Source organism: Pararhizobium sp. P1_E7 (assembly GCF_056405855.1).
Window position 1 is genome coordinate 42,881 of sequence record NZ_JBFUBH010000009.1, and the last position, 26,964, is coordinate 69,844.

25 protein-coding genes are annotated in these 26,964 nt (G+C 59.5%); 14 read left to right on the forward strand and 11 right to left on the reverse strand.

Features of this window, described 5'->3' with window-relative positions; translation table 11 throughout:
* Together AC1D17_RS12415 and exoX are read right to left on the reverse strand one after the other, a co-directional pair.
* Complete coding sequence (locus AC1D17_RS12415; RefSeq protein WP_477565710.1) at positions 1-1,014, reverse strand: glycosyltransferase family 2 protein; 1,014 nt, start codon at positions 1,012-1,014, stop codon at positions 1-3.
* A 153-nt stretch (positions 1,015-1,167) separates the two neighbouring features.
* Entirely contained in the window at positions 1,168-1,455 is a 288-nt protein-coding gene (exoX, locus tag AC1D17_RS12420; protein WP_477565711.1) for an exopolysaccharide production repressor ExoX, read from the reverse strand.
* 806 nt (positions 1,456-2,261) lie between these two features.
* On the opposite strand from exoX, the gene AC1D17_RS12425 reads away from it, so the two are divergent.
* The 3 genes from AC1D17_RS12425 (at position 2,262) to AC1D17_RS12435 (ending at position 5,604) form a co-directional block, all read left to right on the forward strand.
* Positions 2,262-2,942: a sugar transferase gene (locus tag AC1D17_RS12425; protein ID WP_477565712.1), complete on the forward strand. Its 681-nt coding sequence runs from the start codon at positions 2,262-2,264 to the stop codon at positions 2,940-2,942.
* A gap of 75 nt (positions 2,943-3,017) precedes the next feature.
* Positions 3,018-4,292 (forward strand): polysaccharide biosynthesis/export family protein, encoded by a 1,275-nt coding sequence (locus tag AC1D17_RS12430; protein ID WP_477565713.1) that lies wholly within the window; start codon positions 3,018-3,020, stop codon positions 4,290-4,292.
* Positions 4,293-4,302: 10 nt separating this feature from the next.
* Positions 4,303-5,604: an O-antigen ligase family protein gene (locus AC1D17_RS12435; protein WP_477565714.1), complete on the forward strand. Its 1,302-nt coding sequence runs from the start codon at positions 4,303-4,305 to the stop codon at positions 5,602-5,604.
* A 15-nt stretch (positions 5,605-5,619) separates the two neighbouring features.
* On the opposite strand, the gene AC1D17_RS12440 is transcribed toward AC1D17_RS12435, so the two are convergent.
* On the reverse strand, positions 5,620-6,741 hold the full coding sequence (locus AC1D17_RS12440; RefSeq protein WP_477565840.1) for an adenylate/guanylate cyclase domain-containing protein: 1,122 nt from the start codon (positions 6,739-6,741) through the stop codon (positions 5,620-5,622).
* Positions 6,742-7,237: 496 nt separating this feature from the next.
* Positions 7,238-8,278 (reverse strand): glutamine synthetase beta-grasp domain-containing protein, encoded by a 1,041-nt coding sequence (locus AC1D17_RS12445; protein ID WP_477565715.1) that lies wholly within the window; start codon positions 8,276-8,278, stop codon positions 7,238-7,240.
* A 497-nt stretch (positions 8,279-8,775) separates the two neighbouring features.
* On the opposite strand from AC1D17_RS12445, the gene AC1D17_RS12450 reads away from it, so the two are divergent.
* Positions 8,776-8,967: a DUF2735 domain-containing protein gene (locus tag AC1D17_RS12450; protein WP_477565716.1), complete on the forward strand. Its 192-nt coding sequence runs from the start codon at positions 8,776-8,778 to the stop codon at positions 8,965-8,967.
* 524 nt (positions 8,968-9,491) lie between these two features.
* Here AC1D17_RS12450 and AC1D17_RS12455 read toward each other — a convergent pair.
* The 6 genes from AC1D17_RS12455 to AC1D17_RS12480 all read right to left on the reverse strand — a co-directional run bounded on the left by AC1D17_RS12455 (position 9,492) and on the right by AC1D17_RS12480 (position 14,825).
* Positions 9,492-9,881 carry a DUF930 domain-containing protein gene (locus AC1D17_RS12455; protein WP_477565717.1) on the reverse strand — a complete coding sequence of 130 codons (390 nt, stop codon included), beginning with the start codon at positions 9,879-9,881 and terminating at the stop codon, positions 9,492-9,494.
* 188 nt (positions 9,882-10,069) lie between these two features.
* A complete protein-coding gene (locus AC1D17_RS12460) occupies positions 10,070-10,531 on the reverse strand; it encodes a YbaK/EbsC family protein (protein ID WP_477565718.1) in 462 nt (153 codons plus the stop codon).
* A gap of 67 nt (positions 10,532-10,598) precedes the next feature.
* Positions 10,599-10,787, reverse strand: a complete 189-nt coding sequence (locus AC1D17_RS12465; protein ID WP_477565719.1) for a hypothetical protein — start codon at positions 10,785-10,787, stop codon at positions 10,599-10,601.
* 167 nt (positions 10,788-10,954) lie between these two features.
* Positions 10,955-11,209 carry a GlsB/YeaQ/YmgE family stress response membrane protein gene (locus AC1D17_RS12470; protein ID WP_477565720.1) on the reverse strand — a complete coding sequence of 85 codons (255 nt, stop codon included), beginning with the start codon at positions 11,207-11,209 and terminating at the stop codon, positions 10,955-10,957.
* Positions 11,210-11,419: 210 nt separating this feature from the next.
* The gene (gene rhaI / locus AC1D17_RS12475) at positions 11,420-12,712 is read right to left on the reverse strand and encodes an L-rhamnose catabolism isomerase (protein WP_477565721.1); all 1,293 of its coding nucleotides are present in this window, start codon (positions 12,710-12,712) and stop codon (positions 11,420-11,422) included.
* Between the two features lie 13 nt (positions 12,713-12,725).
* The gene (locus AC1D17_RS12480; RefSeq protein WP_477565722.1) at positions 12,726-14,825 is read right to left on the reverse strand and encodes a bifunctional rhamnulose-1-phosphate aldolase/short-chain dehydrogenase; all 2,100 of its coding nucleotides are present in this window, start codon (positions 14,823-14,825) and stop codon (positions 12,726-12,728) included.
* Between the two features lie 213 nt (positions 14,826-15,038).
* Between AC1D17_RS12480 and AC1D17_RS12485 the strand changes: the two genes are divergently transcribed.
* The 7 genes from AC1D17_RS12485 to AC1D17_RS12515 all read left to right on the forward strand — a co-directional run bounded on the left by AC1D17_RS12485 (position 15,039) and on the right by AC1D17_RS12515 (position 22,377).
* Positions 15,039-15,851, forward strand: a complete 813-nt coding sequence (locus tag AC1D17_RS12485) for a DeoR/GlpR family DNA-binding transcription regulator (RefSeq protein ID WP_477565723.1) — start codon at positions 15,039-15,041, stop codon at positions 15,849-15,851.
* Between the two features lie 120 nt (positions 15,852-15,971).
* Positions 15,972-16,961, forward strand: coding sequence for a rhamnose ABC transporter substrate-binding protein (gene rhaS, locus AC1D17_RS12490; RefSeq protein ID WP_264220507.1), 990 nt, complete (start codon positions 15,972-15,974; stop codon positions 16,959-16,961).
* Positions 16,962-17,204: 243 nt separating this feature from the next.
* Complete coding sequence (locus AC1D17_RS12495) at positions 17,205-18,701, forward strand: sugar ABC transporter ATP-binding protein (RefSeq protein WP_477565724.1); 1,497 nt, start codon at positions 17,205-17,207, stop codon at positions 18,699-18,701.
* The gene (locus AC1D17_RS12500; RefSeq protein WP_477565841.1) at positions 18,698-19,678 is read left to right on the forward strand and encodes an ABC transporter permease; all 981 of its coding nucleotides are present in this window, start codon (positions 18,698-18,700) and stop codon (positions 19,676-19,678) included. The genes AC1D17_RS12495 and AC1D17_RS12500 overlap by 4 nt, the downstream gene beginning before the upstream one ends.
* Positions 19,678-20,682, forward strand: a complete 1,005-nt coding sequence (locus tag AC1D17_RS12505) for an ABC transporter permease (RefSeq protein WP_477565725.1) — start codon at positions 19,678-19,680, stop codon at positions 20,680-20,682. The genes AC1D17_RS12500 and AC1D17_RS12505 overlap by 1 nt, the downstream gene beginning before the upstream one ends.
* A gap of 8 nt (positions 20,683-20,690) precedes the next feature.
* Positions 20,691-21,005, forward strand: a complete 315-nt coding sequence (rhaM, locus tag AC1D17_RS12510; protein ID WP_477565726.1) for an L-rhamnose mutarotase — start codon at positions 20,691-20,693, stop codon at positions 21,003-21,005.
* 4 nt (positions 21,006-21,009) lie between these two features.
* Positions 21,010-22,377: an FGGY-family carbohydrate kinase gene (locus AC1D17_RS12515; protein ID WP_477565727.1), complete on the forward strand. Its 1,368-nt coding sequence runs from the start codon at positions 21,010-21,012 to the stop codon at positions 22,375-22,377.
* 50 nt (positions 22,378-22,427) lie between these two features.
* On the opposite strand, the gene AC1D17_RS12520 is transcribed toward AC1D17_RS12515, so the two are convergent.
* On the reverse strand, positions 22,428-22,730 hold the full coding sequence (locus tag AC1D17_RS12520) for an ArsR/SmtB family transcription factor (protein ID WP_477565728.1): 303 nt from the start codon (positions 22,728-22,730) through the stop codon (positions 22,428-22,430).
* Between the two features lie 135 nt (positions 22,731-22,865).
* Between AC1D17_RS12520 and AC1D17_RS12525 the strand changes: the two genes are divergently transcribed.
* The 3 genes from AC1D17_RS12525 (at position 22,866) to AC1D17_RS12535 (ending at position 26,850) form a co-directional block, all read left to right on the forward strand.
* Positions 22,866-24,305, forward strand: coding sequence for an MFS transporter (locus tag AC1D17_RS12525; RefSeq protein ID WP_477565729.1), 1,440 nt, complete (start codon positions 22,866-22,868; stop codon positions 24,303-24,305).
* A gap of 132 nt (positions 24,306-24,437) precedes the next feature.
* Positions 24,438-24,692: a hypothetical protein gene (locus AC1D17_RS12530; RefSeq protein ID WP_477565730.1), complete on the forward strand. Its 255-nt coding sequence runs from the start codon at positions 24,438-24,440 to the stop codon at positions 24,690-24,692.
* A 523-nt stretch (positions 24,693-25,215) separates the two neighbouring features.
* The gene (locus AC1D17_RS12535; RefSeq protein WP_477565731.1) at positions 25,216-26,850 is read left to right on the forward strand and encodes a globin-coupled sensor protein; all 1,635 of its coding nucleotides are present in this window, start codon (positions 25,216-25,218) and stop codon (positions 26,848-26,850) included.
* Positions 26,851-26,964 lie beyond the last annotated feature (114 nt).

Sequence of the window (26,964 nt, forward strand, 5' to 3'; positions counted from 1 at the left end):
TTACGAGGCAGTTGATGGCGGCTGCAGGAGATAGCGCACTCCCCCCGATCCGCCCAGCGCCACCGGCGCCGCATCCGGCTGCCGGCGAAAACGTTCCGTCTTGTCGGCGAGGATCCCACCGGCGATCGCCGGAATGGCGAATGGCTTGCCAAGCGCATGAAGGAGCGCGGCTTTCGAGCCGGACTTGCGCTTGATGTCGAGGAATTCCCTGAGCTCGTACCGGCCCCGAATGTGGTGTTCATGCCGGGCGATCAGCACCCTTGCCTGGGGCGGAAGATCGCTCTCGGCAAGAATTGCCCGGTCGGCCTCATAGAGCCGCTTCAGGTCGATCGTGCGGTGACTGCTGCTGAGTGAATCACCGCGAACAACGGCGCCGTAGCCGGCGCTATGGATGATCTTGTAGCGGGCGCCTTTGGTCAGCGCGCGGGCGTAAAGATCGTAATCCTCGCCCAGCCGCAGGCTTTCCTGGTAGCGGAGCTGGTGGGCATTCAGAAAATCGCGCCGCATCAGGGGTTTCAGAAATCCGATCTCTCCGCGCCGGACGCCGCGCTTGGAAATATTGCCCTCGATGAATTCGCCAAGGTCGAGGATACGGGGCGCTGCCGGGAAGCTCTCAAGCGCCAGATGCGCATCCTCAGCCGTCTCCTCATCGACAAAGGCGACGTTGTCGGCGATGAAATCCCAATCCGTTTGCGACAAAAGGTTGTTCAGCCGTCCAGGAAAGAAGAAATCATCCGCATCGAGGATCGCCAGCACCGGCGCTTTCGATATCGAAATGGCATGGTTGCGGGCTGCTGCCGGTCCCCTGTTGACCCCGAACCGGGCAACGGTAAGCCGCCCGGTGCCATCATCAGCCATTCGGGAAACCTCGGCGGTGCGGTCACTCGATCCATCGTCAACGACAACGACTTCTGCCGTTTCAGGTTCTTTCAGTGCCGAGATGATGGCACGCCCAATCGTTTCGGCCGCGTTTTTCGCGGCGATAATGACGCAGACGTCAGCATTCGGTTTCATGATCGCATTCCTTCATCACTGTCGCGCCGAACCTAGGTCGGCTTTGGACAGGCGGCAAGGCGCGATATTGCAGATGCGAACAGCTGAAGGTGTATTCGAGCAAGAAAAGAGGGCGGCGGGAGGCCAAAAAGGGGGAGGCGGTTCAGGCGCTTCTCAGGAATTTAAATGGCCGGGATTGTTCGGCACACGAAGCGTCTTTGGCTCCTTGTCGTCACTGGCCGATGTCGACACCGGCGACTGGCGTTGCGCGGCGCTGCGGCGGTCTCTGCCTTCCTTTGCCACCAAAACCAGTACTGCAATGAAGTATCCGGCCTGTACAAGCACCGCGCAGACCAGAGTCTGCCAGGCCGTCGTCCACGCAGAACCTGTCAGGATGAAGGTCACGATGGCAAAAATGCTGAGCGCCCCGATCATGCTGATGAAAACACGCGGTGCAAACATCAGAGCGTCCTCAATATTATGTCTTGATTTGCAGACATCATTGAAAAATCCACCTTATCCTCTTAGGCGATTATTAACATATCGAACATGCATTGCGGTTTCAATCGCGCGGAAGCACTCTGCTTCATTACATTTAGGTCATTTACCGCGTGAATTCTTAGCCTCCATTTAAAAACATCTATCGATTCCGCAGAAATCGTAACATTTTTGGTGAAATGCCGCGGGAATTTGGCCTCAAGGCACCGGATTGAGAGGCCACAACAGCGGGCGACAGGGTTCGGCCACATTTCGAGATGCAACGCCTTATGGTGCGCAACCTGAGGGGGCATTCGTGGACGTTCTATCCTCTGGTGGTGAAGAAGTCCCGTTTTGCAATCAACTTTTGTTACAAATTTAGCGAGATTGAATAAAAGAGGGTGCAATGCAAAAAGAATGCTGCATTGCAATATTTTTACCAAACAGAAAACAGGTTGCGTATTTCACTTCGAAAAGTAAGCTTTTTTAAATATCAAACTAAAGAGGCTCAGGTCAAGAAATGGTTTAAATGCCAATATTAACTTGTGGTTATCAAGAAGAATTCAAAATTATGGAGATTTGCATTTGATATGATCGCCCATTGGCGGCGTGTGGACGCAATTGAAAATGTGTCCGTAACTTTGATCTTGGCTGCAGTTGCCCTGGACAGCCGCATTGAGGCGAAGGCTGCCTTTAAAAATCAAAATCTCCCTCTACACTCTCATATGTAATTGACACCCAGTGCCCTCAGGGGACCCGACCAATCGCCAACCCGAATGGAGTTTTCTCCCATGAAGTCTGCGACGCAATCGGCAAGCTCGCCGTATTTTACGAACATCGAAGCCGGGGGACACCGGCCGATAGGGGGAATATCAAAAAGGGGTTTCGATATCTTCGCCGCGTCATTGGCGCTCCTCTTCTTCAGCCCGCTCTTTCTGTTGCTCATGGCGCTGGTGAAGTTCTCCGATGGCGGCAAGGTGTTTTATGGACATCGCCGTGTCGGCCACAATGGCCGCTTCTTTCATTGCCTCAAGTTCCGGACGATGGCGCCGGACGCCGACAGGATATTGCAGGATCATCTGCGTAAAAATCCGAAGGCCTACGAGGAATGGCAGGCGACCCGCAAGCTTCAGGACGATCCGCGCGTCACTGCCGTCGGCAATGTCCTGCGCAAACTGAGCCTCGACGAACTGCCGCAGCTGCTCAACATCATCCGTGGTGAAATGAGTGTCGTCGGTCCACGTCCCGTCGTGGAGGACGAACTCGAGCTTTATGAGCATTCTGCCGTCTTCTATCTGAAGTCACGCCCCGGTCTGACCGGGCTTTGGCAGGTGAGTGGCCGTAACGACGTCTCCTATGCCGCGCGTATCGCCTTCGATACGCATTATGTGACCAACTGGTCGTTGCTGCGCGATGTGGTCATCGTTGCCAAGACAATTCCTGCTGTCTGCCTGTCCCGGGGCAGTTACTGATCACAGTCACCAGCGTGGATATGCCGCTTCCGTCGTAACGCCGGGATCGGCTTTGTTGTTAAGTGAGGAATTTGTATGAAAAGAAGTCTTTACAAAGGACTTCCAGCCCTTGGACAGCAAGTTCGGGGTGCTGTGCGCGTTTCCGCGCTGGCTATCGCCATCAGCGTCACAGGCATCCATGTGGTTATTGCCGGTGACTATACGCTCGGCGCCATGGACAAGCTGAAAATACGCGTCGCGGAATGGCAGACGGCTGAGGGAACCGTCCGTGACTGGTCTGCCATCAGTGGCGACTACACGGTCGGCGCTTCCGGCGGCATTTCCCTGCCTTTTCTCGGCACTGTGCCGGCATCCGGCAAGACCACCGCGGAAATTGCCGACGAAGTCGGCCTGCAATTGCAGAAGCTATTCGGCTTGCCCGATCGTCCGTCCGCCTCCGTCGAGCTTGCCCAGTACAGGCCGATCTATCTGGCTGGTGAAATCCAGTCGCCCGGCGAATATCCCTTCGCACCCGAGATGACGGTCCTGAAAGCCGTCAGCCTGGGGGGAGGCTTGCGCCGGGCCGAAAACGGCCAGCGGTTTGCGCGTGATTTCATCAACGCGCAGGGAGACTCGTCGGTGCAGGTCAGCGAGCGGAACCGGCTTCTGGTTCGCCGCGCCCGGTTGCAGGCCGAGATCGCCGAGAGTAAAGACATTGCCGTGCCCGCCGAGTTGAAGGGGGCCGCGGATGCCGCGGACCTTCTCGAAAGCGAGAAGGCCCTGATGGTTTCGCGCGACAAGCGGCAGAAGCTGCAGTTGACCGCGCTGGCCGAACTCAAGGCGCTTCTGCAAAACGAAATCGAAGCGCTCGGCAAGAAATCCGTCACGCAGACCCGGCAACTGGAGCTCGTTGTCGAAGACAAGGGGCGCGTCGATGTTCTGGCGGAAAAGGGGCTGGCCCTCAGTGCCCGCAAGCTTGCCATCGAACAGCGTGTGGCCGATCTTCAGGCTGCCCTGCTCGATATCGATACCGCCTCGCTGAAGGCAAAGCAGGATGTCAGCAAGGCCAGCCAGGACGAAACCAACCTGCGCAACGACTGGGATGCGCAGCTTGCCCAGGAACTGCAGAATACCGAAGCCGAGCTGGATACGCTTTCCCTGAAGCTGATCACCAGCCGCGGCCTGATGACGGAGGCGCTGGTACAATCGGCCGATGCCGCGCAGACGCCGAAGCCGGGCCAAAGCGTCGATATCAGCTATTCCATCATCCGCCAGAAGGATGGAAAGTCTACCAGGATCGCGGCGGACGAAGGAACACCCGTGCAGCCCGGCGATGTCGTGAAGGTCGAACCCACGCTCAACACGCAATGAGGTGGTGCGGATGAAGATCGCCAAGGCCAGTCTGGTAACGCCGGGCGAAAACCTCCTCTACGGGGTTTTCGCCCTCGTGGTCTCCTATTTCGTCTTCGCCTATTCCGGACGTTTCGGCCAGGTTTCGATCCTGCTTTATTATGCCGTCTGGCTGCCTCTGGTCCTGGTTGACTATCGCCGGGTCCTGGGAAACTACGTCAGGTATGGCTGGATCTTTGCCTTTGTGATCTTTGCCTGCCTCTCGGTATTCTGGTCGGCAGCTCCCGGCACGACCGCAAGAGCCGGCGTGCAGTATCTTTCCCATGTCATCTGCGCGCTGATTGCCATGCGGGTTCTCGACATCAAAACGCTGGCGCTGGGCTCGATCGCCGGGGCAGGCGTCGTGCTGCTCTATTCCCTGCTGTTCGGCGTCTACCACTTCGACCCGCTGGATGGGACCGTCAGCTTCGTCGGTGCGTTTGCCTCCAAGAACCAGCTTGGCTTCTATGCGTCGCTGGCCGTGGTCTTCAGTTTTGCAGCCGTTGTCATCCTTGGCCAGCGCGGGCTCTGGCTTGCCGTTTGCGGTGTGGTGGGCATTCTTGCGGCCTATTGCCTGCATGCGTCCCAGTCGGCGACGTCGGTGCTGACCACGGCCGCCGTCATCGGCCTCACCATCGGCATGCGGATATTTTCGCTGTTGCCGCCCAAAAACCGCAAGCTGCTGTTCGCCGCCGCCGCAGTCTTCGGCGTCATCGCCGTGATCGGGGCCGTCTATGGCGGCGCAATCGATAGTATTCTCGGTGTCTTCGGCAAGGATTCGACCCTGACCGGGCGAACCTATCTCTGGCAGCAGGGCATCGAGGCCGCGATGGCATCGCCGGTGATCGGCGTCGGCTATCAGGCCTATTGGGTGCAGGGGTTTTCCGAACCGGAACGGCTGTGGGAAGAGTTCTTCATCGGCTCACGCAGCGGTTTTCATTTCCACAACACGTTTATCGAGACGATGGTGGAGACCGGCGGGATCGGGCTGTTTCTCCTGACCGGACTTCTGCTGGCCGGCCTTTCCGGCCACCTGAAAAGGGTGCTGAGCGAGCGTGAGAGCTCCGAGCCGCTGGTGCTGTTCGGTATTTCCGCCCTGCTGTTCGTGCGCGCCTTTGCCGAAATCGATGTGATCTTTCCCTATCAGATCGGCTCGTTTCTGCTGTATGTTTGCGTTGGCAAGTTGACCATTCCGGCTCCCCGGGTGGCTTCATTCCAGCCGTTGAACGTTGGCGGCACTCTCTCGACCATCGTCAATCCAATGGCCGCGGGTTCCGCTTATCTGAACAGATAGGCGCCTTCTGTTCTCTCAAAACCCGAAGACGTCGATCGGCTCGCTCAGGCCCCTTAACAGATGGGAGCCGAGATTTTCCAGTTTTGCCTCGCATCCGGCCAATTCCACGAACGCCCGTGACAACAGGACCGGGCGCTTGATCTCCTTGGTCAGGCTCTCGAGCCGCGAGGCGATGTTGACGGTCGGGCCGATGACGGTGAAGTCGAGGCGGCTGCTGGAACCGATATTACCGTACATCACATCGCCCACGTGGACGCCGATGCCGTAACCGAGGGCCTTGTGGCCCTTTTTCAGGTTCTCTTCGTTCAGGGCCGCCATGGCGGCTTGCGCCTCGCGGATGGCGCTGAGAAGACACCGGCAGGCATTGTCCTTGCTCAGCGGGAAAATCGCCAGAAGCCCGTCGCCCATGAACTTCAGGATTTCGCCGCCATGCCTCTCGATCGGTTCGGCCATGGCATCGAAATAGCCGTTCAGCAGTTCGATGACATCATCGCGCGGCCACATGTCTGAAATGCCGGTAAAGTCGCGCAGGTCGCAGATCAGGATGGCGGCACCGACGGTAACCCCGCTGCCGCGCGTCGTGGCGCCGGCGAGAATCTGCTCGCTGGCATGCGGGCCGACATAGGTTTCGAGCAGCGTCCGGGCGAGGCGGTTCTTCAGGCGGATTTCGCTGACCAGCGCAAAGGCCGGCAGCAGATCGGCGAGTGCTGCGACGTCGTCATCGCTGAACCCGCCGGGCCTGTCGCTCGCAAAGGTGATGATGTGGTGTTTGCCCAATGTGTGCTTCAGCGGCCAGGCAATGTAATCGGTATGCCCTTCGGCACGCAGCTCGTCATAGAGCGGATAGGGCCCGGCGGCGGCAGGTTCGAGACGTTGCCGAACCACGTTTGCGCCGCTGTGGAGATCGTTTACCGGGCTGTTGCGATATCGGGCGGAATCTTCGACATCATACCCGAAGGTCTGGATATCAGCCTCTTTCAAACCCCGCCGCCACAGGATCCGGGCACCCAGCCATTGCGGATGAAGGATACGGAAGTGAAGCGTGCCACGGGAGACCGGTATACCCGCCTGGTTGAGCCTTTCGCACATGTCGACGAAGATATTGTCGATGAAGCGCTCGTCGCGCGTCTCGGTCATCAGCCAGTCGACAATAGAGCCGCTGTCGCTCGTTGGGACGTCGGCGCTGTCGTGGAGCAGGCTGGAAGTGGCGCTGGATGGAACTTGCATGGATACACCCCGTCATGGTCTTCGGCGCTCTAATACCAAGTCTTGATGATAGAGACCCGTGGGCCATCTTCGCCAGGCTTCTCGGCCTTTCTGGCGGCGTCGAGGTCCTTGACCGATGCATGGGCATCGCTCCGCGGACCTCTCTTAGCCAGAAAATCCGATCGAGCCTGTCCTGTCGGTCTCTATCATCGAGACTTGGTATAAGCCGTACACTTAGTTATGGCGCGAGGGGAATACCAGTGCGGGAATTTGCCTATCGTATCTGAGACAATGGCATGCCGGCCTTGGCCGGCTGACTGGTTGCCGTCGTCCCGGGCCGTCTGCAAACAATCGGCCACCAGATACAGTCATGGCGCTGGCCTTGGAGGGCAGCGCCATGAACATTCGTATCGAAAGGGCTCTAAGCTTAGGCCGCTGCGGAAACGCTGCCAGCCGTCGGAACTTCGRCAATGGTCTTCAGGATCTGAGAAGCGATCTGGTAGGGGCAGCCCTGCGAGTTCGGGCGGCGGTCTTCCAGGTAACCCTTGTAACCGTTGTTGACGAAGGAGTGCGGAACGCGGATCGACGCACCGCGGTCAGCAACGCCGTAGGAGAACTTGTTCCACGGTGCCGTTTCGTGCTTGCCGGTCAGGCGCTTGTCGTTGTCCGGGCCGTAGACGGCGATGTGGTCCATCAGGTTCTTTTCGAAAGCCGCCATCAGCGCTTCGAAATATTCCTTGCCGCCGACTTCGCGCATGTACTTGGTCGAGAAGTTGGCGTGCATGCCCGAGCCGTTCCAGTCGGTGTCGCCAAGTGGCTTGCAATGGAATTCGATGTCGATGCCATACTTTTCCGTCAGGCGCTGCAAGAGGTAGCGGGCCATCCAGATTTCGTCGGCGGCGCGCTTGGAGCCCTTGCCGAAGATCTGGAATTCCCACTGGCCCTTGGCCACTTCGGCATTGATGCCTTCATGGTTGATGCCGGCTGCCAGGCAGAGGTCGAGATGCTCTTCGACGATCGTGCGGGCGATATCGCCGACGCTCGAATAGCCGACGCCGGTGTAGTACGGACCCTGCGGAGCCGGGTAGCCGGTTTCCGGGAAGCCGAGCGGGCGGCCATTCTTGTAGAAGAAATATTCCTGCTCGAAGCCGAACCATGTGCCTTCGTCGTCAAGGATGGTGGCGCGGCTGTTGGAGGCGTGCGGGGTAACGCCATCGGGCATCATCACTTCGCACATGACCAGCGCGCCATTGGTGCGGGCCGGATCCGGATAGATCGCAACCGGCTTCAAGACGCAATCCGAGCTGCGGCCTTCGGCCTGCATGGTCGAGGAACCATCGAAGCCCCAGAGCGGCAGCTGCTCCAGCGCCGGAAATGCGTCAAATTCCTTGATCTGGGTCTTGCCGCGAAGGTTCGGGACCGGTGTATATCCGTCGAGCCAGATATACTCGAGCTTAAATTTCGTCATTTCTAACCTCTCATGGGTTGATGATGCACAGCACCCGGATCGTTTCAGTCATGCTGCGCCGCCAACGGCTGACAACCTATATGCACGGGCCATGCCAGTTTTGGGCCGGAAGTGATTTTTAGCGCGGTTTTGCCTCTGTAGGGTGCACGGCGACCAGCGGCGGGGCAGAAACGCCGATATTGTGAGCGGCGGTGAAGTCACTGGCAAAATTGAGCTTTTTTGATCTGCTTTCCGTGATTTAGGCTCAGATTTCTTGCCGTTTTCGAGAAGAACGGGACCTCTTGCGCAAAAAGTACGCAGAACTTGCGACAATTTGACCTGAGTGCACACGCACAAAATTTATCTCAAAAACCCAGCGGAAAACGCGATGCCTAAAAAATAGCCTATTTTTTAGGCGGATTGATTTTTTTTTAATCAATCCGCGCAAAACCCACGCAAGTCTGCTAAGGTGACCGCAAGCAGCACCGTTGAGGTCTGTGAGCACAGGAAAAGGCACTATGGCAATGATGTCTCCGGCCGATACGGCCAAGATTTATGAGTTCCCCGCCGGTGGGCGGAAATTGGGCGGCCGCCGCTTCGAGCAGCCGGCCACGGTCGCAGATTTTCGGCCGAAGCAGGCACTCACGGTTGATTACAGCAGCTGGTATCACGACGAGGCGGTCCGCGAGGAACAGAAGCCAAAGTCCTGATCATACCGTCCGGTCTGAGAATTCCTGTAGCCGCAGTTACGGTTGCAGTTGCGCCATGCGGGCGCCGATCTTGCGCGTTGGAACGATTTCCGCGCTGATCCCTGCGGGTGATTGAACCCGCCGATTTTTTAAACATCGCGTATTCGGAATGATCGCCGCAGATCCGCGTCGCGGCGCGGTCTCATGGTTAACATATACACGCTGCGGCCCGGGCCGACGTGACGCTATTTTAAGGTTTATGGCGCAAATTTGAGCGAAATCACCTGTTCGGATGGATCAAAGTCTGCGCCGATCCGTTGTGCGACAGGAGATTAGGCGTCATTGGCAACGGTGTTGCCAGGCGCGCGAAGATCACCGCAGGCCGGAAGCCATGGGCTCTCCCGTTTGTCTGCGGAGCAAAGGATGCTCGGCATGACGGATCACATCATGAAGACACTTCTGAACATCATGGCGGCCCTTTCGCTGGGCTCGGCCATGGTCCTGTTTATCGTTCTGTAGAGGACGCGAAAAACCGGCGTCGTGGTTCACGGGTAGAGATAGTGCGCGTCCCACTCGTCATGCGGGATGAGATCGCCGATCTTGTAGTTGAACGACAGGATCTGGATATGGTCCGGTCCGGTGCTGCATTTGTATTTCAGCTTGTACCATTCGCCCTTGCTGCGAAACACCGCACCGGGCGCCTTCAGATTGTCTGCATCGACGATCGGGTCGGCGAATGTGTAGGCGATCACCTTGTCGGGCTTGAACGATGTCTGGTCGGCGCTGATCTTCCACATCGCCTCGGTGTCGCATCGCTGCTCCAGGCGGGTCTGCGGATCGAGCTTTTCGAATTGCCTGACCAGCGATTGATCCATGGCTGCCGCCGGCGCCGCAATGGCTGCGGCCAGCAGTGGCAAACAAACAAGCCTGTTCATTGCGTATTCAACTCCTTCGTCACGCCAGAAAAATTGGCGCCATGCCGGAAAGCGGGATCGGCAAACAGTGACTGCAGGGCGAAGGAATGCCGGTTCCAGGCGTTAACTTCAAGGAAACATTTGTGTTCATTCGAAGGCAGGCTGACTGCTGGCCAGCGGCCTTTGCGCGTCACGAAAGGCGCGGCGCTCTAGCTCTCGGAGACGTCGATCCACTCCGCAGAGGCGAGTTTGGCCATCCTGTCGGGGTTGATCCGCACCGCCGCATGCGGCGCGCCGGCCGCCGGAACGACCTCATCGAAAGCCTTGAGCGAAATGTCGCAATAGACCTTGTGCGGCCTTGCAAGGCCGAAGGGGCAGACGCCGCCGACGGGATGGCCGGTCTCATCCTCGACTTCGTCGAACCCCAGCATGCGTGCCTTTGTTGCGAAGCGGGCCTTGTATTTCTTGTTGTCCAGGCGGGCATCGCCGCGCGTGACGATCAGGATCACCTCGTCGGCGACCCGCAGGGCGAGGGTCTTGGCAATCTGCGCCGGTTCGACCCCATGTCCTTCCGCTGCGAGCGCCACGGTCGCGGTGCTCTGCTCAAGTTCGATAACGGAAATATCGGGAGCGTGTTCGGCAAAGAAGGTCTTGACGGAAGAAAGGCTCATTTTGTGCACATGACTTTTCTGATCGCATTGCGCCCGGCGTATGTCGTCAGGCAATCCGGCGATCCTTTCAGTCGTCGTTCGACGCGTCAAGATTTTCCGGGCGCGTGCCTTCCTGATCATGCGGCAGATAACCATGGTTGGTGAACCAGTTGATCAGGATCGCCGCGATCGCCTGGTCGCGCGTGTGCATGCCGGGATGATCGGAAATGAAGGATTGAATGGCTTGTTCGATCCGCGGATCGTAGAGGTCGGACATGATGTCTCCAGAAAGCTGGGTGTGCCGGTTGCCCGGGGGCAAACCGGCACGATGTTACTGCATAATTCCATAAATCGGACCCGATTTAAGGGAAAATTATGCAGAAGATTTAAAGTGCTACAGCGACCTTTGCGCGTCATGAATGACGCGCGGCGCTGTAGGGCGCGTCAAGCTTGCTTGACGACACGGATGAGCACGAGAAGGATGACGGCGCCAATCGTCGAATGGATAATGGCGGCAAGAATGCCGCTGCCGATGCTGACGCCGAGATAGGGAAACAAGACGCCGGCGATGAAGGCGCCGATAATGCCGACGACGATATTACCGATCAGGCCGAAGCCGAAGCCGGAAACGATCAGGCCTGCAAGCCAGCCGGCAATGGCGCCGACAATAAGAAAGACAACAATGCTCTCGATACCCATGGATGGTTCCTTTCCGTTGTATCCGCAAGAAGCAAGATAGAGCGAAAAGTGCTTTGCGTTAGTGGGGAAATGCGATCCTGCGCGCTTTTTTGCAGCAAAAAGGCCGGAACGGGTAACGACAAAGCCTTTTCAGCGCAAAAAGCATGAAACGCCTGCCCTGAAACAGAAAAAGGCCCGCGGGAGCGGGCCTTTCTGAACAATGAATGATTCTCAGACGATGCCGCCACCGCCGCTCTTTGCCGCCGGCCGTTCGCGCGAAACCTTGGCGCGGTAGCCACTCGCCCGGTAGGCAGCGACCGGAGAAATGGCGCCGCCAGCCTCGAAACGGGACATGGCCAGAATAGGCTCGACATGGGTTCGGAACGCTGCCTTTAGCGTTTCGGTTGCCATCAGCGCATCATTGCCGTCCTGATAGCCTTCCAGCGCCTTGCGATCGACGAGCAGCGCCTGCGCATAGGCGCGGCTGACTTCGGTCGCCGAGTTCATCAGGCTTTCGATCGGGTCGGTGACATTGTGGCTCTGGTCGAGCATATGCATCGGCGCAAAGCCTTCGGCCTTGCGCGCTTCGGCATCGACCAGTTCGTTGAAGACGAGGAACAGGCGGTAGGGATCGATCGAGCCCGTATCCAGATCGTCGTCGCCATATTTCGAATCGTTGAAATGAAAGCCGCCGAGCTTCTTGAACTGGATCAGCCGGGCGACGATCATCTCGATATTGACGTTCGGCGCATGGTGGCCGAGGTCGACCAGGCAATACGCCTTGGGGCCGAGTTCCTGGGCGATCAGATAGTTGGTGCCCCAGTCCTGAACGACGGTCGAATAGAAGGCCGGCTCGAACATCTTGTGTTCGGAGAAGATCTTCCAATCATCAGGCAGCCCCTTGTAGATCGCCTTCATTGCCTCGAGGTAGCGCTCGAAGCTTTTGGTGAAATTGCTCTGGCCGGGAAAATTCGAGCCGTCGCCGACCCAGACCGTCAGCGCCCTGGAACCGAGCGCCTTGCCGATCTCGATGCATTCCAGATTGTGATCGACAGCCTGCTGACGGGTCGCTGCATCGGTATGGCTGAGTGAGCCGAACTTATAGGAATGGGCCTGATCGGCCGCGTCGGAAAAGGTATTGGAGTTCATCGCGTCAAAGCCGAGACCCAGCGCGTTGCCCTTTTCCTTCAGTTCCTTAAGGTCATCGACCTTGTCCCAGGGAATATGCAAAGAGACCGTCGGCGTTGCCTTGGTCAGCTGCTGGATAACCGCGCAATCCTCGATCTTGTCGAAGATGTTGCGTGGCTCGCCGGTGCCGGGAAAGCGGGCAAAGCGGGTGCCGCCGGTGCCGACGCCCCAGGACGGGACGGCAACTCCGTAAGCCGATACTTTCGCTTTGATGGCGCCGATATCGATGCCCCGGCGCGCCAGCTGCGTGCCGAGATGGTCGTAATCTGCCGTCAGATCGGCAATGCGCGCAGCATTGTCGGCGTCGATGACGTCCCTGTTGATCATCTGTGTCATGCCATTCTCCGGATCAGCGCGTGAACGACTGGGCGTTGCCCGCGTCGACATTGATGATGTTGCCGGTCGATTTGGCCGACATGTCGGAGGCGAGGAAGTAGATCGCCTCGGCAATGTCTTCCGGGAAGACGCTGAGCTTCAGCATCGAGCGGTCGCGATACATTGCTTCCAGCCCTTCCATATCCGTCTTGTAGACGGCGGCGCGCTGTTCCTTCCATTCGCCGGACCAGATTTTCGAGCCGCGCAAAACGGCATCCGGATTGACGACATTGACGCGAATTTGCGCGGATGCGCCTTCAAGCGCCAGGCAGCGGGCAAGATGGATTTCGGCCGCCTTGGCCGTGCAATAGGCCGCCGCGCCCGGCGAGGCGGCAAGGCCGTTCTTGGAGGCGACGAAGACGACGTTGCCGCCGGCCTTCTGGTTGCGGAAGATGCGGAAGGCTTCGCGCGACACCAGGAAATATCCGGTCGCAAGAATATCCATGTTCTTGTTCCACAGCGCCAGCGTCGTGTCTTCGATCGCAGCGGAGGAGGCGAGACCGGCATTGGAAACGAGAATATCGAGACCGCCGAATTCCAGCAGCGTGTCGGCAAAGCTCTTTGCAACAGCGGCTTCGTCGGTAACGTTCATCGTGACGGCGCGAACGAAATCCTTGCCGTAGCGGCCGCCGAGTTCGGTCAATGCCGAGGCAAGTGCCCCCTCATCGATATCGGCAAGAACGACACAGGCGCCTTCCTGCATCAGGCGGTGGGCGGTTGCCTTGCCGATGCCGCCGGCGCCGCCGGTAACGAGCGCGATCTTGCCTGCCAGCATCTTCGGCTTGGGCATGCGCTGGAGCTTGGCTTCCTCAAGCAGCCAGTATTCGATATCGAAGGCTTCCTGTTCCGGCAGGCCGACATAGGTCGAGACGCCGGATGCGCCGCGCATGACATTGATGGCGTTGACGTAGAATTCGCCGGAAATGCGGGCGGTTGCCTTGTCCTTGGCAAAGGTGATCATGCCGACGCCGGGAATGAGATAGACGACGGCATTCGGATCGCGCATGGCCGGGCTGTTGTCGCGCTTGCAACGCGCGTAATAGGCGGCATAACCGGCGCGGTATTCCGCAATGGCGGCTTCGAGACCGGCCAGCGTCTTGTCGATGTCGGGGTTGGCCGGATCGAAATCGATCACCAGCGGGCAGATTTTGGTGCGCAGGAAATGGTCGGGGCAGGAGGTGCCGAGCGCTGCCAGCGGCGCCAGATTCTTGGAGGTGACGAAATCGAGCACGGCCTGGCTGTCGTCGAAATGGCCGAGCTTGCGTTCGTCGGCGCTGATCATGCCGCGAATGACCGGCATCAGTTTTTGCGCGACGGCGCGGCGTTCGGCTGCCGGAAGTACGGGCTTGACTGCGCCGCCGAAGGCCGGAGCGGTGTTTTCCGTCTCGAACCAGGCAATCGCCTTGTTGATGATCTCGACGGTGGTCTCGTACGCTTCCTTGGCGGTATCGCCCCAGGTAAAGAGCCCGTGGCTCTCGAGGATCAGACCGCGCGCATTCGGGTTCTCGGAGCAGAATTTTGAAAGCCAGAGGCCAAGCTCGAAACCGGGGCGCTTCCAGGGCAGCCAGCCGATATCGTCGCCGAAGATTTTTTGGGTCAGCTCGCGGCTGTTCTTGGAGGCAGCAATCGCGATGATTGCGTCCGGATGCATGTGGTCGACATGCTTCTTCGGCACATAGGCGTGCAATGGTGTATCGATCGAGGCTGCGCGCGGGTTGAGGTTGAAGGTGCAATGCGGCAGGTAGCCGACCATCTCGTCTTCATGCTCGAGGCCGCGATACAGGCCCTTCAGCGCTTCGAGCTTTTCCATATAGAGCGTGGAGAAGCCGTCCATCTTGATCGTGCCGACATCGCCGCCGGAGCCCTTGACCCAGAGAACCTCGACCGTGCCGCCGCCGAGCGGGTCTTTTTCCATGACCTTGGCAGAGGTGTTGCCGCCGCCGTAATTGGTGATCCGCTTGTCTGAGCCGAGAAGGTTGGAGCGGTACAAAAGCCGCTCCGGCTCGCTCATTGCGGCGGCCTTGGCGTCGTCCCAGAGATTGGCAAGGCGCGAGCCTTGTTGCTTGTCGAGCATCTGCATTTCCTCCCGGTCAATTCTGCGCAGGCCCGGTAGATTTTGCGGGACAAAGAGCGCATTCGTTACGATCAGATCACACAAAGATCGGCCGGATGTCAATCATAAACGATCAAAAACAATCATATTGCATTGCACAATGAAAAAATATGACTGATTGTGATTGACAATGCGCGATTGTGATGGAAGCATGGACACTATTGGAGGAGCCGAATGCACGAGAAAGAGCGACATAGGATTATTCTGTCAGCTGTCCAGGACAAGCCGGTCATCACCGTGCCTGAACTGGTGGATTTGACCGATAGTTCCGAGGCGACGATCCGCAGGGATATCGCGGCGCTGCATGTGCAGAAGCGGCTGCGCCGGGTGCGTGGCGGCGCTGAAGCCATCAATCCACCGCAATTCGTCGGCCTTGCCGGCCGCCCGTTCAGCGTCAACGAAGGCCTGCATGCCCGCCAGAAGCAGGCGATTGCCAAGGAGGCGGTGGCGCTCTGTCAGGATGGCGAGCCGATCATCATCAATGGCGGCACCACCACGTTCCAGATGGTGCATTTCCTGGCCAACCGCCGCATGCAGGTCTTCACCAACTCGTTTCCGATTGCCGAGCATCTGCTCAAGCATTCGAAGAACACGGTAATGCTCTCGGGCGGCACGATCTACCGCGAGCAGAACATCATCCTCAGTCCCTTTGATAATGACGTGACGCGCAATTTCTATGCGCGCCGCATGTTCATGGGGGCCCAAGGGCTCGGTCCGCTCGGTTTGATGGAGGGCGACCCGCTGCTGATCCAGGCGGAGCAGAAGCTGATCGACCAGGCCGACGAACTCGTCGTTCTGATCGACTCGTCGAAATTTCACAAACGCTCCAGCCTCATTCTCTGCGGGCTGAAGCGCATCGCCACGGTGATCACGGATTCGGGCATCGAGGACAGGCACGTCCGGATGCTCGAAGATGCTGGCGTCAATTTGGTCGTGGCCAATACGAAGTCGGCCACGCTTGAGGAGAATGCTTCCTCGTCGGCGTGAACCCGGCGGGAGGAGGGAGTGGGAACCGCCGAGGGCTTCACGCCCGCCGGCAGAGTTTGAGAGCATAAAGCCGGATGAACGCGATCATTGTGACCGCGCGGCTTCAGGGAGGAGAACGTCATGAAAATTCTAAAAGCACTGATGGTCACGACGGCGGTTTCGCTGGCGCTGATGGCTGGCACCGCGCATGCCGAAAACAAGAAGATCGCGCTGGTCGTCAAGGCGCTGGGCATCGGCTTCTTCGAAGCAGCCAACAAGGGCGCCCAGGAAGCCGCCAAGGAACTCGGCGATGTCGAGATCATCTATACCGGCCCGACATCGACGACGGCCGAGGGCCAGATCGAAGTGATCAATTCGCTGGTGGCACAGAAGGTGGATGCCATTGCCATCTCCGCCAATGACAAGGACGCGCTGGTTCCGGCGTTGAAGAAGGCGATGGATCGCGGGATCAAGGTCATCTCCTGGGACAGCGGCGTCGCGCCGGAAGGCCGGGCAATGCATCTGAACCCCTCGTCCAACCCGCTGATCGGCAACATGATTATTAAGCTCGCCGCCGATCAGCTGCCTGAAGGCGGCGATGTCGCGGTGCTTTCGGCCTCGGCTACCGCCACGAACCAGAACACCTGGATCGAGGAAATGAAGAAGGTCCAGGGCAATTACAAAGGCATCAACGTCGTTGCCACCGTCTATGGCGACGACCTTGCCGACAAGTCCTACCGCGAAACGCAGGGGCTCATTCAGTCCTACCCGAACCTGAAGGCGATCATCGCTCCGACCTCCGTCGGCATCGTTGCTGCCGCCCAGGCCGTTGAAGACGCCGGCAAGGTCGGCCAGATCAACGTTACCGGCCTTGGCCTTCCTTCGGAAATGGCAGGGCACGTCAAGGCCGGTTCGTCCAAGTCCTTCGCTATCTGGAACCCGATCGACCTCGGCTATTCCGCCACCATGATCGCCTATGATCTGATCGGCGGCGCAGAAGCAAAGCCGGGTGCGGAACTGAAGATGGGCCGGATGGGCACCGTCAAGCTCGACGACAACAACGAAGGCGCGATGGCCGATCCGTTCGTCTATGACGCCAAGAACGTCGAGGAATTCGCCAAGATCTTCTGATCTGGCGGTTTTAGCGCTCTGCCCCTCATCCGCCCTCGTCTTTCATTGAGAAGATTGGCGGCCACCTTCTCCCCGTTGTGACGGGGAGAAGGACCAAGCGGCAAACGCCGTAATCCTTTCTCCCCGCATGCGGGGAGAGAGCTGGGGTGAGGGGCAATCGCGCAAGCGATAGCTTGCCGACAGTTTTCAAATTCAATCATACCGGTGGATTGCCTCTTGCTGCAGGAAACGACCACATCGCGGATGAAACCCGCCATCGCGCTTGAGGACATCACCAAGTCCTTTCCGGGCGTGCGCGCTCTCTCCGGCGTCTCTCTCGCTCTTTACCCGGGCTCCGTCACTGCGCTGATCGGCGAAAACGGCGCGGGTAAATCGACCCTCGTCAAGATCCTCACCGGCATCTACCAGCCGGATGGCGGCACGATCCGGGTCGGTGGCGAGGAAACCCATTTTCCGACGGCCCTCTCCGCGGCGCACGCCGGCGTCACCGCGATCCACCAGGAAACCGTGCTGTTCGACGAGCTGTCGGTCGCCGAAAACATTTTCCTTGGCCATGCGCCGCGGGGTCGCTTCGGCCTGATCGACTGGAACAAGCTCAATAACAATGCGCGCGACTTGCTTGCCCGCGTCGGCGCTGAAATCGATCCGACCATCCGGCTGCGCGATCTCGGCATCGCCAACAAGCATATGGTGGCGATTGCCCGGGCTTTGTCTATCGACGCCAGCGTCGTCATCATGGACGAGCCGACGGCTGCCCTGTCGCACAAGGAAATCCACGAGCTTTACGAACTGATCGACCGGTTGAAAGCGGACGGCAAGGCGATCCTGTTCATCAGCCACAAGTTCGACGAGATTTTTCGCATCGCCGACCGCTATACCGTTTTCCGCGACGGCGGCATGGTCGGCGAGGGGCTGATTGCCGATGTGACGCAGGATCAGCTGGTCAAGATGATGGTCGGCCGGGACGTCGGCCAGGTCTTCCCGAAAGTGGACGTGGCGATCGGCGAGCCGGTGCTCACTGTTTCCGGCTATCGCCATCCGACCGAATTCGAAGACATCAATTTCGAGCTTCGCCGCGGCGAAATCCTCGGCTTCTACGGTTTGATCGGTGCCGGCCGCTCCGAGTTCATGCAGTCGTTGATCGGCATCACCCGGCCCTCCGCCGGTGCCGTCAAGTTGAATGGCGACGTGCTCGTCATCCGCTCTCCTGCCGAGGCAATCGAGGCCGGCATTGTCTATGTGCCGGAGGAGCGCGGCCGCCAGGGCGCGATCATCGGCCTGCCGATCTTTCAGAACGTCACGCTGCCCTCGCTACAGAAAACCTCGCGGGCCGGCTTCCTGAAGCTTGCCAATGAATTTGCCCTGGCGCGCGAATATACCCAGCGCCTCGACCTGCGCGCCGCCTCGCTCGATCAGGATGTCGGCACCTTGTCCGGTGGTAATCAGCAGAAAGTGGTGATCGCCAAGTGGCTGGCGACGCAGCCGAAGGTGATCATTCTCGATGAACCGACCAAGGGCATCGATATCGGCTCCAAGGCTGCGGTGCACGCCTTCATGAGCGAACTGGCAGGGCAGGGATTGAGCGTCATCATGGTCTCCTCGGAAATCCCCGAAATCATGGGCATGGCCGACCGCGTCATCGTCATGCGCGAGGGCCGCATCGCCGGGCGTTTCGAACGCGCCGAACTGACGGCTGAAAAACTGGTGCGGGCCGCCGCCGGCATCCGGGAGGCCGCATAATGGCAAAGCTGCTCAAGAACCGCGAAGTCCTGCTGGTCATCGCCATCATCGCGCTGGTCTTCCTGATCGCGCTGCGCTTCCCGGGCTTCGTTGCGCCAGCCAATCTGGCGCGCGTCTATAATGACACCTCGATCCTGATCATCCTGGCGCTCGGCCAGATGGCGGTCATCCTGACGCGCTGCATCGATCTGTCGATGGCCGCCAATCTGGCGCTGAGCGGCATGGTTGCGGCAATGATCAATGCCGCCTTTCCAGGGGTGCCTATCCCGCTGGTCATCCTCGCCGTCGTCGCCCTCGGTGCTGCTCTCGGTTCGGTCAACGGCCTGCTCGTCTGGAAGCTCGATATCCCGCCGATCGTCGTGACGCTCGGTACGCTCACCATCTATCGTGGCCTGATCTTCCTGCTCACCAACGGCGCCTGGATCAACGCCCATCAGATGAGCGACGCCTTCAAGGCGCTGCCGCGCGCGCCGCTGATCGGTTTTCCGGTCCTGTCATGGCTGTCGGTTCTGGCGATCGCCGCCGTCTATCTCCTGATGACCCGCACGCCCGTCGGCCGCGCCTTCTTTGCCGTCGGCGGCAATCCGCATGCGGCCGTCTATACCGGCATCGATGTCGGCCGCACGCGCTTCCTCGCCTATTGCCTGTCCGGCGGACTGGCTGGCTTGGCCGGCTATCTCTGGGTGTCGCGCTATGCGGTCGCCTATGTCGATATCGCCGCCGGTTTCGAGCTCGATATCATCGCGGCCTGCGTCATCGGCGGCATCTCGATTGCCGGTGGTATCGGCTCGGTTGGCGGCGCCGTGCTCGGCAGCCTGTTCCTCGGGGTCATCAAGAATGCGCTGCCGGTCATCAACATCTCGCCCTTTGCCCAGCTGGCGATCTCCGGAATGGTGATCATCATCGCCGTCGCGGTCAACGCCCGCACCGAAAAGCGCAAGGGCCGGGTCATTTTGAAGAAAGCGGAGGCGGTCTGATGGCGGGGCAAAATCTTTCACCCAGGATCATCCCGGACCGGCTGCAGAGCCGAAGCAGCCGGGTGCTGAAGAGCTGGGAAAGCCTGCTTCTGATCGTCGCGGCCCTGATCTTCGCGGTCAACTCGTTTGCTTCGCCCTATTTCCTTGACCCGTGGAACCTGTCCGACGCCACGTTCAATTTCACCGAAAAGGCGCTGATCGCCTTTGCCATGGCGCTGGTCATCATCGCCGGCGAAATCGACCTGTCCGTTGCCTCGATCATCGCCTTGTCATCGACGGCCATGGGGCTGGCCGTGACGATGGGCGCCGATACGCCGATGCTCGTTGTTGTCGGCCTTGGCACGGGGCTCCTCTGTGGTGCGGTCAACGGGGTGCTGATCACCGGCCTCGGCCTGCCGTCGATCGTCGTCACCATCGGCACGATGAGCCTGTTCCGCGGCCTGTCCTTCATTATATTGGGGGACCAGGCCTATACGGGATATCCGGCGAGTTTTGCCTATTTCGGCCAGGGTTATGTCTGGTGGGTGTTCTCGTTCGAATTCGCGCTGTTCGTGCTTTTTGCCGTTGTCTACAGCGTGCTGCTGCACAAGACGAATTTCGGTCGCGCCGTCTACGCCATCGGCAACAACCAGACAGCCGCACTCTTTTCCGGCGTGCGCGTCGGCCGCGTCAAGTTCATCCTGTTTCTGCTGACTGGCCTGATGGCCGGCATAGCCTCGATCTGCCTGACTTCGCGGCTTGGCTCCACCCGTCCGTCGATTGCCTTGGGCGTCGAGCTGGAAGTGGTGACGATGGTCGTTCTCGGTGGTGTCAGCATCCTTGGCGGCTCCGGCACCATCCCGGGCGTCGTGCTTGCAGCCTTCATCATGGGCATGGTCACCTTCGGCTTTGGCCTTCTGAACGTGCCGGGTATCGTGATGTCGATCTTCATCGGCGTGCTGTTGATTTCCGTCATTGCCTTGCCGATCCTGTGGTCACGCGCCCGCCGCCGCACGGCCCATTGAGGAAGCTAATGGAAAAATACGCTTTTCGCATGCGGCTCAACCCCGGCATGGCTGAGGAATACAAGGCCCGGCACGACGCCATCTGGCCGGAATTGTCAGCGCTCCTGACATCTGCTGGCGTGTCGGATTATTCCATCCATCTCGACGAGGAGACCAATCTGCTGTTCGGTGTTCTCTGGCGGCAGGACGATCATACGATGGCCGATCTGCCCAAGCATCCGGTGATGCAGAAATGGTGGGCCCATATGGCTGATATCATGGAGACGAAGGCGGACAACGAGCCTGTCGCCGTGCCGCTCACAACCGTCTTTCACATGAAGTAAGCGTATGAAAACCATCGCCGTCATCGATATCGGCAAGACGAATGCCAAGGTCGCTTTGGTCGATCTCGACCGTTTCGAGGAAACGGCAGTGCGCAAGACCGCAAATGCCGTTGTTGCCGAGGGCCTTTATCCGCACTTCGACGTCGAGCGCCTCTGGCGCTTCATCGCCGAAAGTCTTGCCGCGCTGAATGCTGAGACGCCGATCGAGGCGATCTGCGTCACCACGCATGGGGCAACGGCTGTGCTCATCGACAAGAACGGCGATCTCGCCTTGCCGCTGCTGGACTATGAACACACCGGACCCGATATGCTGGCTGCGGACTACGACAAGGTTCGCCCGCCCTTTGCCGAGACCGGCGCCGCCCGGTTGCCGATGGGGCTGAACATCGGCGCCCAGATCTATTGGCAGGAACAGACCTTCCCGGACCAATTCGCCGGTGTCGCCGGTATCCTCACCTATGCGCAATACTGGTCCTACCGCCTGAGCGGCATTCTCTCCACCGAACTGACGTCGCTTGGTTGCCACACCGATTTGTGGAACCCCTATTCTGCCGATTTCTCCACCATGGTCGATGCGCGCGGCTGGCGGCCGCTGTTTGCGCCGGTGCGGCGCGCAAGCGATATCCTGGGGGGACTGACCTCGCAGGCCGCGAAGGACACTGGCCTGCCGGAAGGCTTGCCGGTCTATTGCGGCATCCACGATTCCAACGCCTCATTGCTCCCGCATGTGCTGACACGGGCAGCACCTTTTTCCGTTGTCTCGACGGGAACCTGGGTGGTGATGATGGCGATGGGTGCAAGGAAGGTGGTGCTGGACGAGGCGCGCGACACGCTGATCAACGTCAACGCGCTCGGCGATCCCGTCCCATCGGCGCGCTTCATGGGCGGACGGGCATTCTCGATGCTTATCCCTGATCCGGCGGTCACGGTGTCGGAAGAAATCGAGGCGGAGGTCGCCGCGGCCGAATGGATGCTTCTGCCCTCGGTGCCGGAAGGCTCTGGCCCTTTCCCGCATGCCCGGGCAGGCTGGACCTGCGACGAGGCGTCCTTGACCGGCCCGCAGCGTCTCGCGGCCGTATCCTTCCATCTGGCGATGATGACAGCCAGTTCTCTCGATCTGATCGGCGCCCAAGGCGAGATTGTCGTCGAAGGGCCGTTCGCTGCGAACCCGGCCTATCTGCGTATGCTCAAGGCAGCAACCGGCCGGCCCGTGCTGATCGGCAGCCAGAGTGCTACCGGCACCAGTCTTGGCGCTGCGTGCCTTGCCGATGCCAGCCGGGCACAGGCGCATACGGTGGCGTTTAAAGGTTCCATTCCGGACGCGTATGTCAGGTACGCGGCCAGTTGGACGAAACGCGCCCAAGCCTTGTAGGCGCCAACTGCCGGAACACACGGATATGAGTTGGCGTGTCTTCGGCGAGCCTAGGCCGGCTGATCAGCGTTGAAGATCGCCGACAACAGTCCTGGAAACCTTGCCTCCAGATCATCCCGCCGCAGTGACATATAGATGACGCGGCCTTCAGGTCTTTGCCGGATCACGCCGGCTTCGCGCAGCACGCGCCAATGATGCGTCATCGTCGATTTCGATACGTCCGCAGCGATGTCGCTGCAGATGCATTCGCCGGTAGCGATCTGTTTTACCGCCGCCAGCCGGATCGGATTGCCCAGAGCCAGCAGGATATCGGGGAGGCGAAGGTCTTCACGTGTGGGATGATGATCGTTCATGAAGGGAAGATAATAAACCGTTCGCGTACAGTCAAACTTTTTGGGCGCCGCGCGTTGACAATAGTACGACTATACCCGTACTATCAAATTATCAAGACTGCGCAGCCTTGTCCCCGCAACAAAGAGATATCAATCATGTCATCTTCTCCCGCAACCGGCGATCACCGGCGGCTGGGCTGGACATTGTTCCTGCTCGCCTTCGCTCAACTGGTCATCGCCGTGGATTACAATATCGTCTTCGTCGCGCTGCCCGATATCGGGACGCAACTGGGTTTCTCGCGCCAGACGCTGCAATGGGTCGTCAGCGCCTATGGTGTCGCCTTTGGCGGCTTCCTGCTTTTGGGCGGCCGCGCCGCCGATCTTCTCGGCCGCCGCCGGGTCTTCATATTCGCTTTGGCGCTCTACGGCGCATCGTCGCTGGTCGGCGGACTGGCGGCAAGTCCGAGCGCCATCATCATCGCCCGGGCCATCCAGGGTGTCGGCGGTGCACTGCTGTTTCCGGCAACATTGTCGCTGGTGACAACGTTGTTTGCCGAAGGCCGCGAACGCAACCGCGCTTTGGCTGTCTGGGGCGGTGCCGGAGCCTCGGGCCTGACTGTCGGCGCGCTGCTCGGTGGCGTCCTCACCAGCGCCTATGGCTGGCCTGCCGTCTTCTTCGTCAACGTGCCGCTTGTCGCCATCATCATCGCCGGCGCCCTGATCGTCATGCCGCGTGATGTTGCGCATGGCTCGCACCGCAGCTTTGACCTACCCGGCGCGCTGACGGCAACGACTGGCATCACATTGCTGGTCTACGTTCTCGTGCAGGGGCCGGAATCGGGCTGGGCGTCCCCGCCGATCCTGTTGGCGCTGATTGGCGGGCTGATCCTGCTTGCGGCCTTTTTCGTTATCGAAGCGCGCAGCAGCGATCCTTTGATGCCGTTGCGGTTGTTCTCCAACCGCTATGCGCTGGCGGGCATGCTGTTGACACTCTTCTTCGGCGCCACGCTGGGTGCCTTGCCCTACTTCGAAACCGTGTTGTTCCAGGGAATGCTCGGCTTTGACGCGCTGTGGACCGGTCTGGCATTCCTGGTTCCGGCCATCGCCATCTTCGTGGGCACGCAACTGGGTGAACGCATGGCCACCGGCTCGGGCGTTCGCACCAGTCTTGTCATCGGCCAGGTTCTGAGCGTCGCCGGCATGGTTGCGTTCGCCTACGGGATTTTGCCGGAATGGGGCTATGCCGGCCTGGTTCCGGGCATGGCCGTATTGGGCGTCGGCCAGGGCATGGTGTGGACGGCGATGTGGATCGTGGCGGCGACGGGGGTTGCCCACGAAGAGCAGGGCGTCGCCTCGGGCATGGCGTCGACCAGTCTGCAGGTCGGGCTGGCCGTGGGCCTCGCCATCCTGGTCGCCGTCGCCAACGGCGTTGCAGGGTCAGCCGGCGAAACGGCTGCTGCAGCCGGCCTTGTCGAAGGCACGCGGTTTGCCGTTTATCTGGCCGCTGTCGGAACGGTTTTGGGGTTGATCGTCGCTCTCACTCTGCCGCGCCGGGCGGGGATCCCGGCCGGTATTCAATACGCTCCAGCCGAATGAACCTGTGGCCCGCCCTTCGGGGCGGGTCTTTTCGGTCGACCCGATCAATGAGCGCGCTCAAGCAAAAGACAAAATTGAGAGACTGCAGCCGCAAAGATATCCGGTGCTTCCTGCATCCGAGGAAATGCAACGATGCGCCGCATCTTGCAACGCATATGCTTCGAAGTTGAAGTGCGGTTTAACTATTTCTTAGAAAATCCGGGCATTCAACGACTGACGATCATCCTCGATATTCAAGAGGATGGAGACCGCTGCCAGTGTAAGGGTGGCGATAAGCGTCGCGCTTATTCCCAGAACAATCATTGCCCGTTCCTTCTACGTCATCATCATGATGCCGCTGCACTTTGTCCGGCTATGCTTGCGCATGGCTTATGCCGGTCAGAATAGGCAGTAGTTAATGGCGGGGTACCTCAAGATCAACTCTCAAGTTTTACCATTGAAAACCTGTTGTTTCTCCAGCGCCCTGAAAGCCCCGGTCCGCAGGCGGTTGCGCCCGGTCGGAGCAATACCGGGTTAATTTTAGTGAAAGAAGATACGGACCATCAACCGTTAACCTTCAAGCAAGGAATTAACCATAAACATGGTCATACACGTTGGAGTGGGAAAATCTACTTCCCTGGAAGGCATGACGCCGTACCGACGAACCGGTTCTGATCCGGTATGCACTTTCACCGGATATCTCTTGGGAACGAAGCGGCCGATCGCCGTGGGTAGCCGGCATTAAAGCCGTCCCCACTTGGCGTCTTGCAAGACGGCACGCTTGGGCACCGCTCCTTTGAAACATCCGTTGGGTGGATGCGCCGCGTGCCTTTCCAAGGCGTGTGGCCATGCAGCAAGAGTTTGATTTTCTACAGAATACCTCTGAAAGCCACATGGTTTCCAGAGATGACATACCGGACCGGGGAAAAGCGTGAGGCAGGAAACATCGCCAGATCAAACGAGGAAAGCTCAGGCAGGCAGCCTGCTCGAGCGTTTGCGTTTTGCCGGGCTTGATGACGGCCAGACCGACGTCCTGCGCAAACATCGCCAGTCGCTTGGAGCCGAAGTCGAGCTCGCCTTGCGCGACCTGTTCCAGCGTCTCCAGTCCTTTCCGGATGCCGCGCGCCATTTCACCAGCGACCGCCAGATCGACCGGCTGCACGACCTTCAGTCCTCGCATTGGAGCGTGCTCACCGATGCCCGTTTCGACAGCCTCTATGCCGAGCGCGTCAAGGTGCTGTCGGATACCGAAAGCAAGATGGGGCTCGATCCACGCTGGCAGATCGCCGGCCATGCGGTGGTGCTCGAACGCCTGATCTGTTCAATGATCGAGCAGTTCTGGCCGAAATCGATGCTGTCGCTCGGCAAGGCCAACAGGAAGGAGCTGGCCGATCTTGTCGCAGCTCTGGTGCGCACCGTTTTCGTCGACACCGAAATTTCCGTTTCCCTGCGCTTCAACGAGCAGCGCCACAGCCACCAGCGCCAGCTCGCCGAACAGCGCAAGGCGGGTGAAGCAGAGGCGTTGGCCTTGTTTGGCGATGTCACCCAGGCGCTTGGCCGCGGCGATCTCTCCGTTCGCACGCCCAATGACGTGGCCGTTGCCTACCAGCCGCTGGCCCAGGACCTGAACGGCGCGCTCGATGCCACGCAGAACGCGTTCATCGGCATCTCCGATCGCACTGCGAGGATTGAAACATCGTCGCACGACCTTGCCGGCCAGACCGGGCAATTTGCCGTAAGAGCGCAGGAACAGTCCGAAGTGCTCGGCGAGACCGTCAGGTCGCTTGGCGCAATCGCCGATCGGGTCAAGCATAATGCCGGCCAGACACGGGCGGCGGAAAAGAGCGTCGCTGCAACGCGTCAGTCCGCCGAGCATAGTGGCGAGATTGCCGGACAGGCGATTTCTGCCATGGCGGATATCGAAGCGTCGGCCGAAAAGATCGGCCAGATCATCGGTGTTATCGACGAGATCGCTTTCCAGACCAATCTTTTGGCGCTCAATGCCGGCATCGAAGCTGCGCGTGCGGGTGAAAGCGGCCGCGGGTTTGCCGTCGTTGCCCAGGAAGTTCGCGCCTTGGCGCAACGCTCGGGCGATGCGGCCCGCGAGATCAAGCAGCTGGTATCGAGCACGAAATCCCAGGTGGAAGCGGGCGTCGAACGCGTCGGCCGCACGCAGGACGCCATCAGCAGCATTGTCGAGCAGGTTCGCGGTATCAACGATGCCATCGCCGGCATTGCCAATGAAACCGCCGAGCAGGTCACCAGCCTTCAGACTGCGACCTCCGATCTTAGCCGTATCGGCGCCGAAATCGGCGCGAGTGCCCATCAGGCGGCCGGCGCCAAAGAGACCTGCGACGACCTGCACACCGTTATTCTCGAACTTGGCCAGACGATCCGCCAGTTCCATGTCCAGCGGCAGGCGCCGAAGGCCACGGCTATATCGTCCTATTCAACCCCGGCCATCGTGTCCCCAACCGGACGGCAGGACGAAATCGCCGGCGGAAGCAATGACGATTTTGAGGACGGCTACGGCCTTAAGGGTCGCCTTGCCGGGTTGGGGCGCTGATGCAGAGCCGCCGCAAACACACTCTGCCGGGATCGGCGATTTTCGAACTGCAGCATGTGCGCTGGCGTCGGCGTGCCGGAAACCAGTTGAACCATCCGTGTAAATTACTCCCAG

What these genes read in the sequence shown, in the direction of transcription:
- AC1D17_RS12520 (WP_477565728.1), bottom strand. Translation starts at nt 22,730, where the DNA reads ATGAACGATCATCATCCCACACGTGAAGACCTTCGCCTCCCCGATATC.
- AC1D17_RS12450 (WP_477565716.1), top strand. Translation starts at nt 8,776, where the DNA reads ATGGCAATGATGTCTCCGGCCGATACGGCCAAGATTTATGAGTTCCCC.
- AC1D17_RS12425 (WP_477565712.1), top strand. Translation starts at nt 2,262, where the DNA reads ATGAAGTCTGCGACGCAATCGGCAAGCTCGCCGTATTTTACGAACATC.
- rhaS (WP_264220507.1), top strand. Translation starts at nt 15,972, where the DNA reads ATGAAAATTCTAAAAGCACTGATGGTCACGACGGCGGTTTCGCTGGCG.
- AC1D17_RS12525 (WP_477565729.1), top strand. Translation starts at nt 22,866, where the DNA reads ATGTCATCTTCTCCCGCAACCGGCGATCACCGGCGGCTGGGCTGGACA.
- AC1D17_RS12495 (WP_477565724.1), top strand. Translation starts at nt 17,205, where the DNA reads ATGAAACCCGCCATCGCGCTTGAGGACATCACCAAGTCCTTTCCGGGC.
- AC1D17_RS12460 (WP_477565718.1), bottom strand. Translation starts at nt 10,531, where the DNA reads ATGAGCCTTTCTTCCGTCAAGACCTTCTTTGCCGAACACGCTCCCGAT.
- exoX (WP_477565711.1), bottom strand. Translation starts at nt 1,455, where the DNA reads ATGTTTGCACCGCGTGTTTTCATCAGCATGATCGGGGCGCTCAGCATT.
- AC1D17_RS12485 (WP_477565723.1), top strand. Translation starts at nt 15,039, where the DNA reads ATGCACGAGAAAGAGCGACATAGGATTATTCTGTCAGCTGTCCAGGAC.
- rhaM (WP_477565726.1), top strand. Translation starts at nt 20,691, where the DNA reads ATGGAAAAATACGCTTTTCGCATGCGGCTCAACCCCGGCATGGCTGAG.
- rhaI (WP_477565721.1), bottom strand. Translation starts at nt 12,712, where the DNA reads ATGACACAGATGATCAACAGGGACGTCATCGACGCCGACAATGCTGCG.
- AC1D17_RS12465 (WP_477565719.1), bottom strand. Translation starts at nt 10,787, where the DNA reads ATGTCCGACCTCTACGATCCGCGGATCGAACAAGCCATTCAATCCTTC.
- AC1D17_RS12455 (WP_477565717.1), bottom strand. Translation starts at nt 9,881, where the DNA reads ATGAACAGGCTTGTTTGTTTGCCACTGCTGGCCGCAGCCATTGCGGCG.
- AC1D17_RS12440 (WP_477565840.1), bottom strand. Translation starts at nt 6,741, where the DNA reads ATGACCGAGACGCGCGACGAGCGCTTCATCGACAATATCTTCGTCGAC.
- AC1D17_RS12435 (WP_477565714.1), top strand. Translation starts at nt 4,303, where the DNA reads ATGAAGATCGCCAAGGCCAGTCTGGTAACGCCGGGCGAAAACCTCCTC.
- AC1D17_RS12505 (WP_477565725.1), top strand. Translation starts at nt 19,678, where the DNA reads ATGGCGGGGCAAAATCTTTCACCCAGGATCATCCCGGACCGGCTGCAG.
- AC1D17_RS12480 (WP_477565722.1), bottom strand. Translation starts at nt 14,825, where the DNA reads ATGCTCGACAAGCAACAAGGCTCGCGCCTTGCCAATCTCTGGGACGAC.
- AC1D17_RS12515 (WP_477565727.1), top strand. Translation starts at nt 21,010, where the DNA reads ATGAAAACCATCGCCGTCATCGATATCGGCAAGACGAATGCCAAGGTC.
- AC1D17_RS12430 (WP_477565713.1), top strand. Translation starts at nt 3,018, where the DNA reads ATGAAAAGAAGTCTTTACAAAGGACTTCCAGCCCTTGGACAGCAAGTT.
- AC1D17_RS12470 (WP_477565720.1), bottom strand. Translation starts at nt 11,209, where the DNA reads ATGGGTATCGAGAGCATTGTTGTCTTTCTTATTGTCGGCGCCATTGCC.
- AC1D17_RS12530 (WP_477565730.1), top strand. Translation starts at nt 24,438, where the DNA reads ATGCGCCGCATCTTGCAACGCATATGCTTCGAAGTTGAAGTGCGGTTT.
- AC1D17_RS12415 (WP_477565710.1), bottom strand. Translation starts at nt 1,014, where the DNA reads ATGAAACCGAATGCTGACGTCTGCGTCATTATCGCCGCGAAAAACGCG.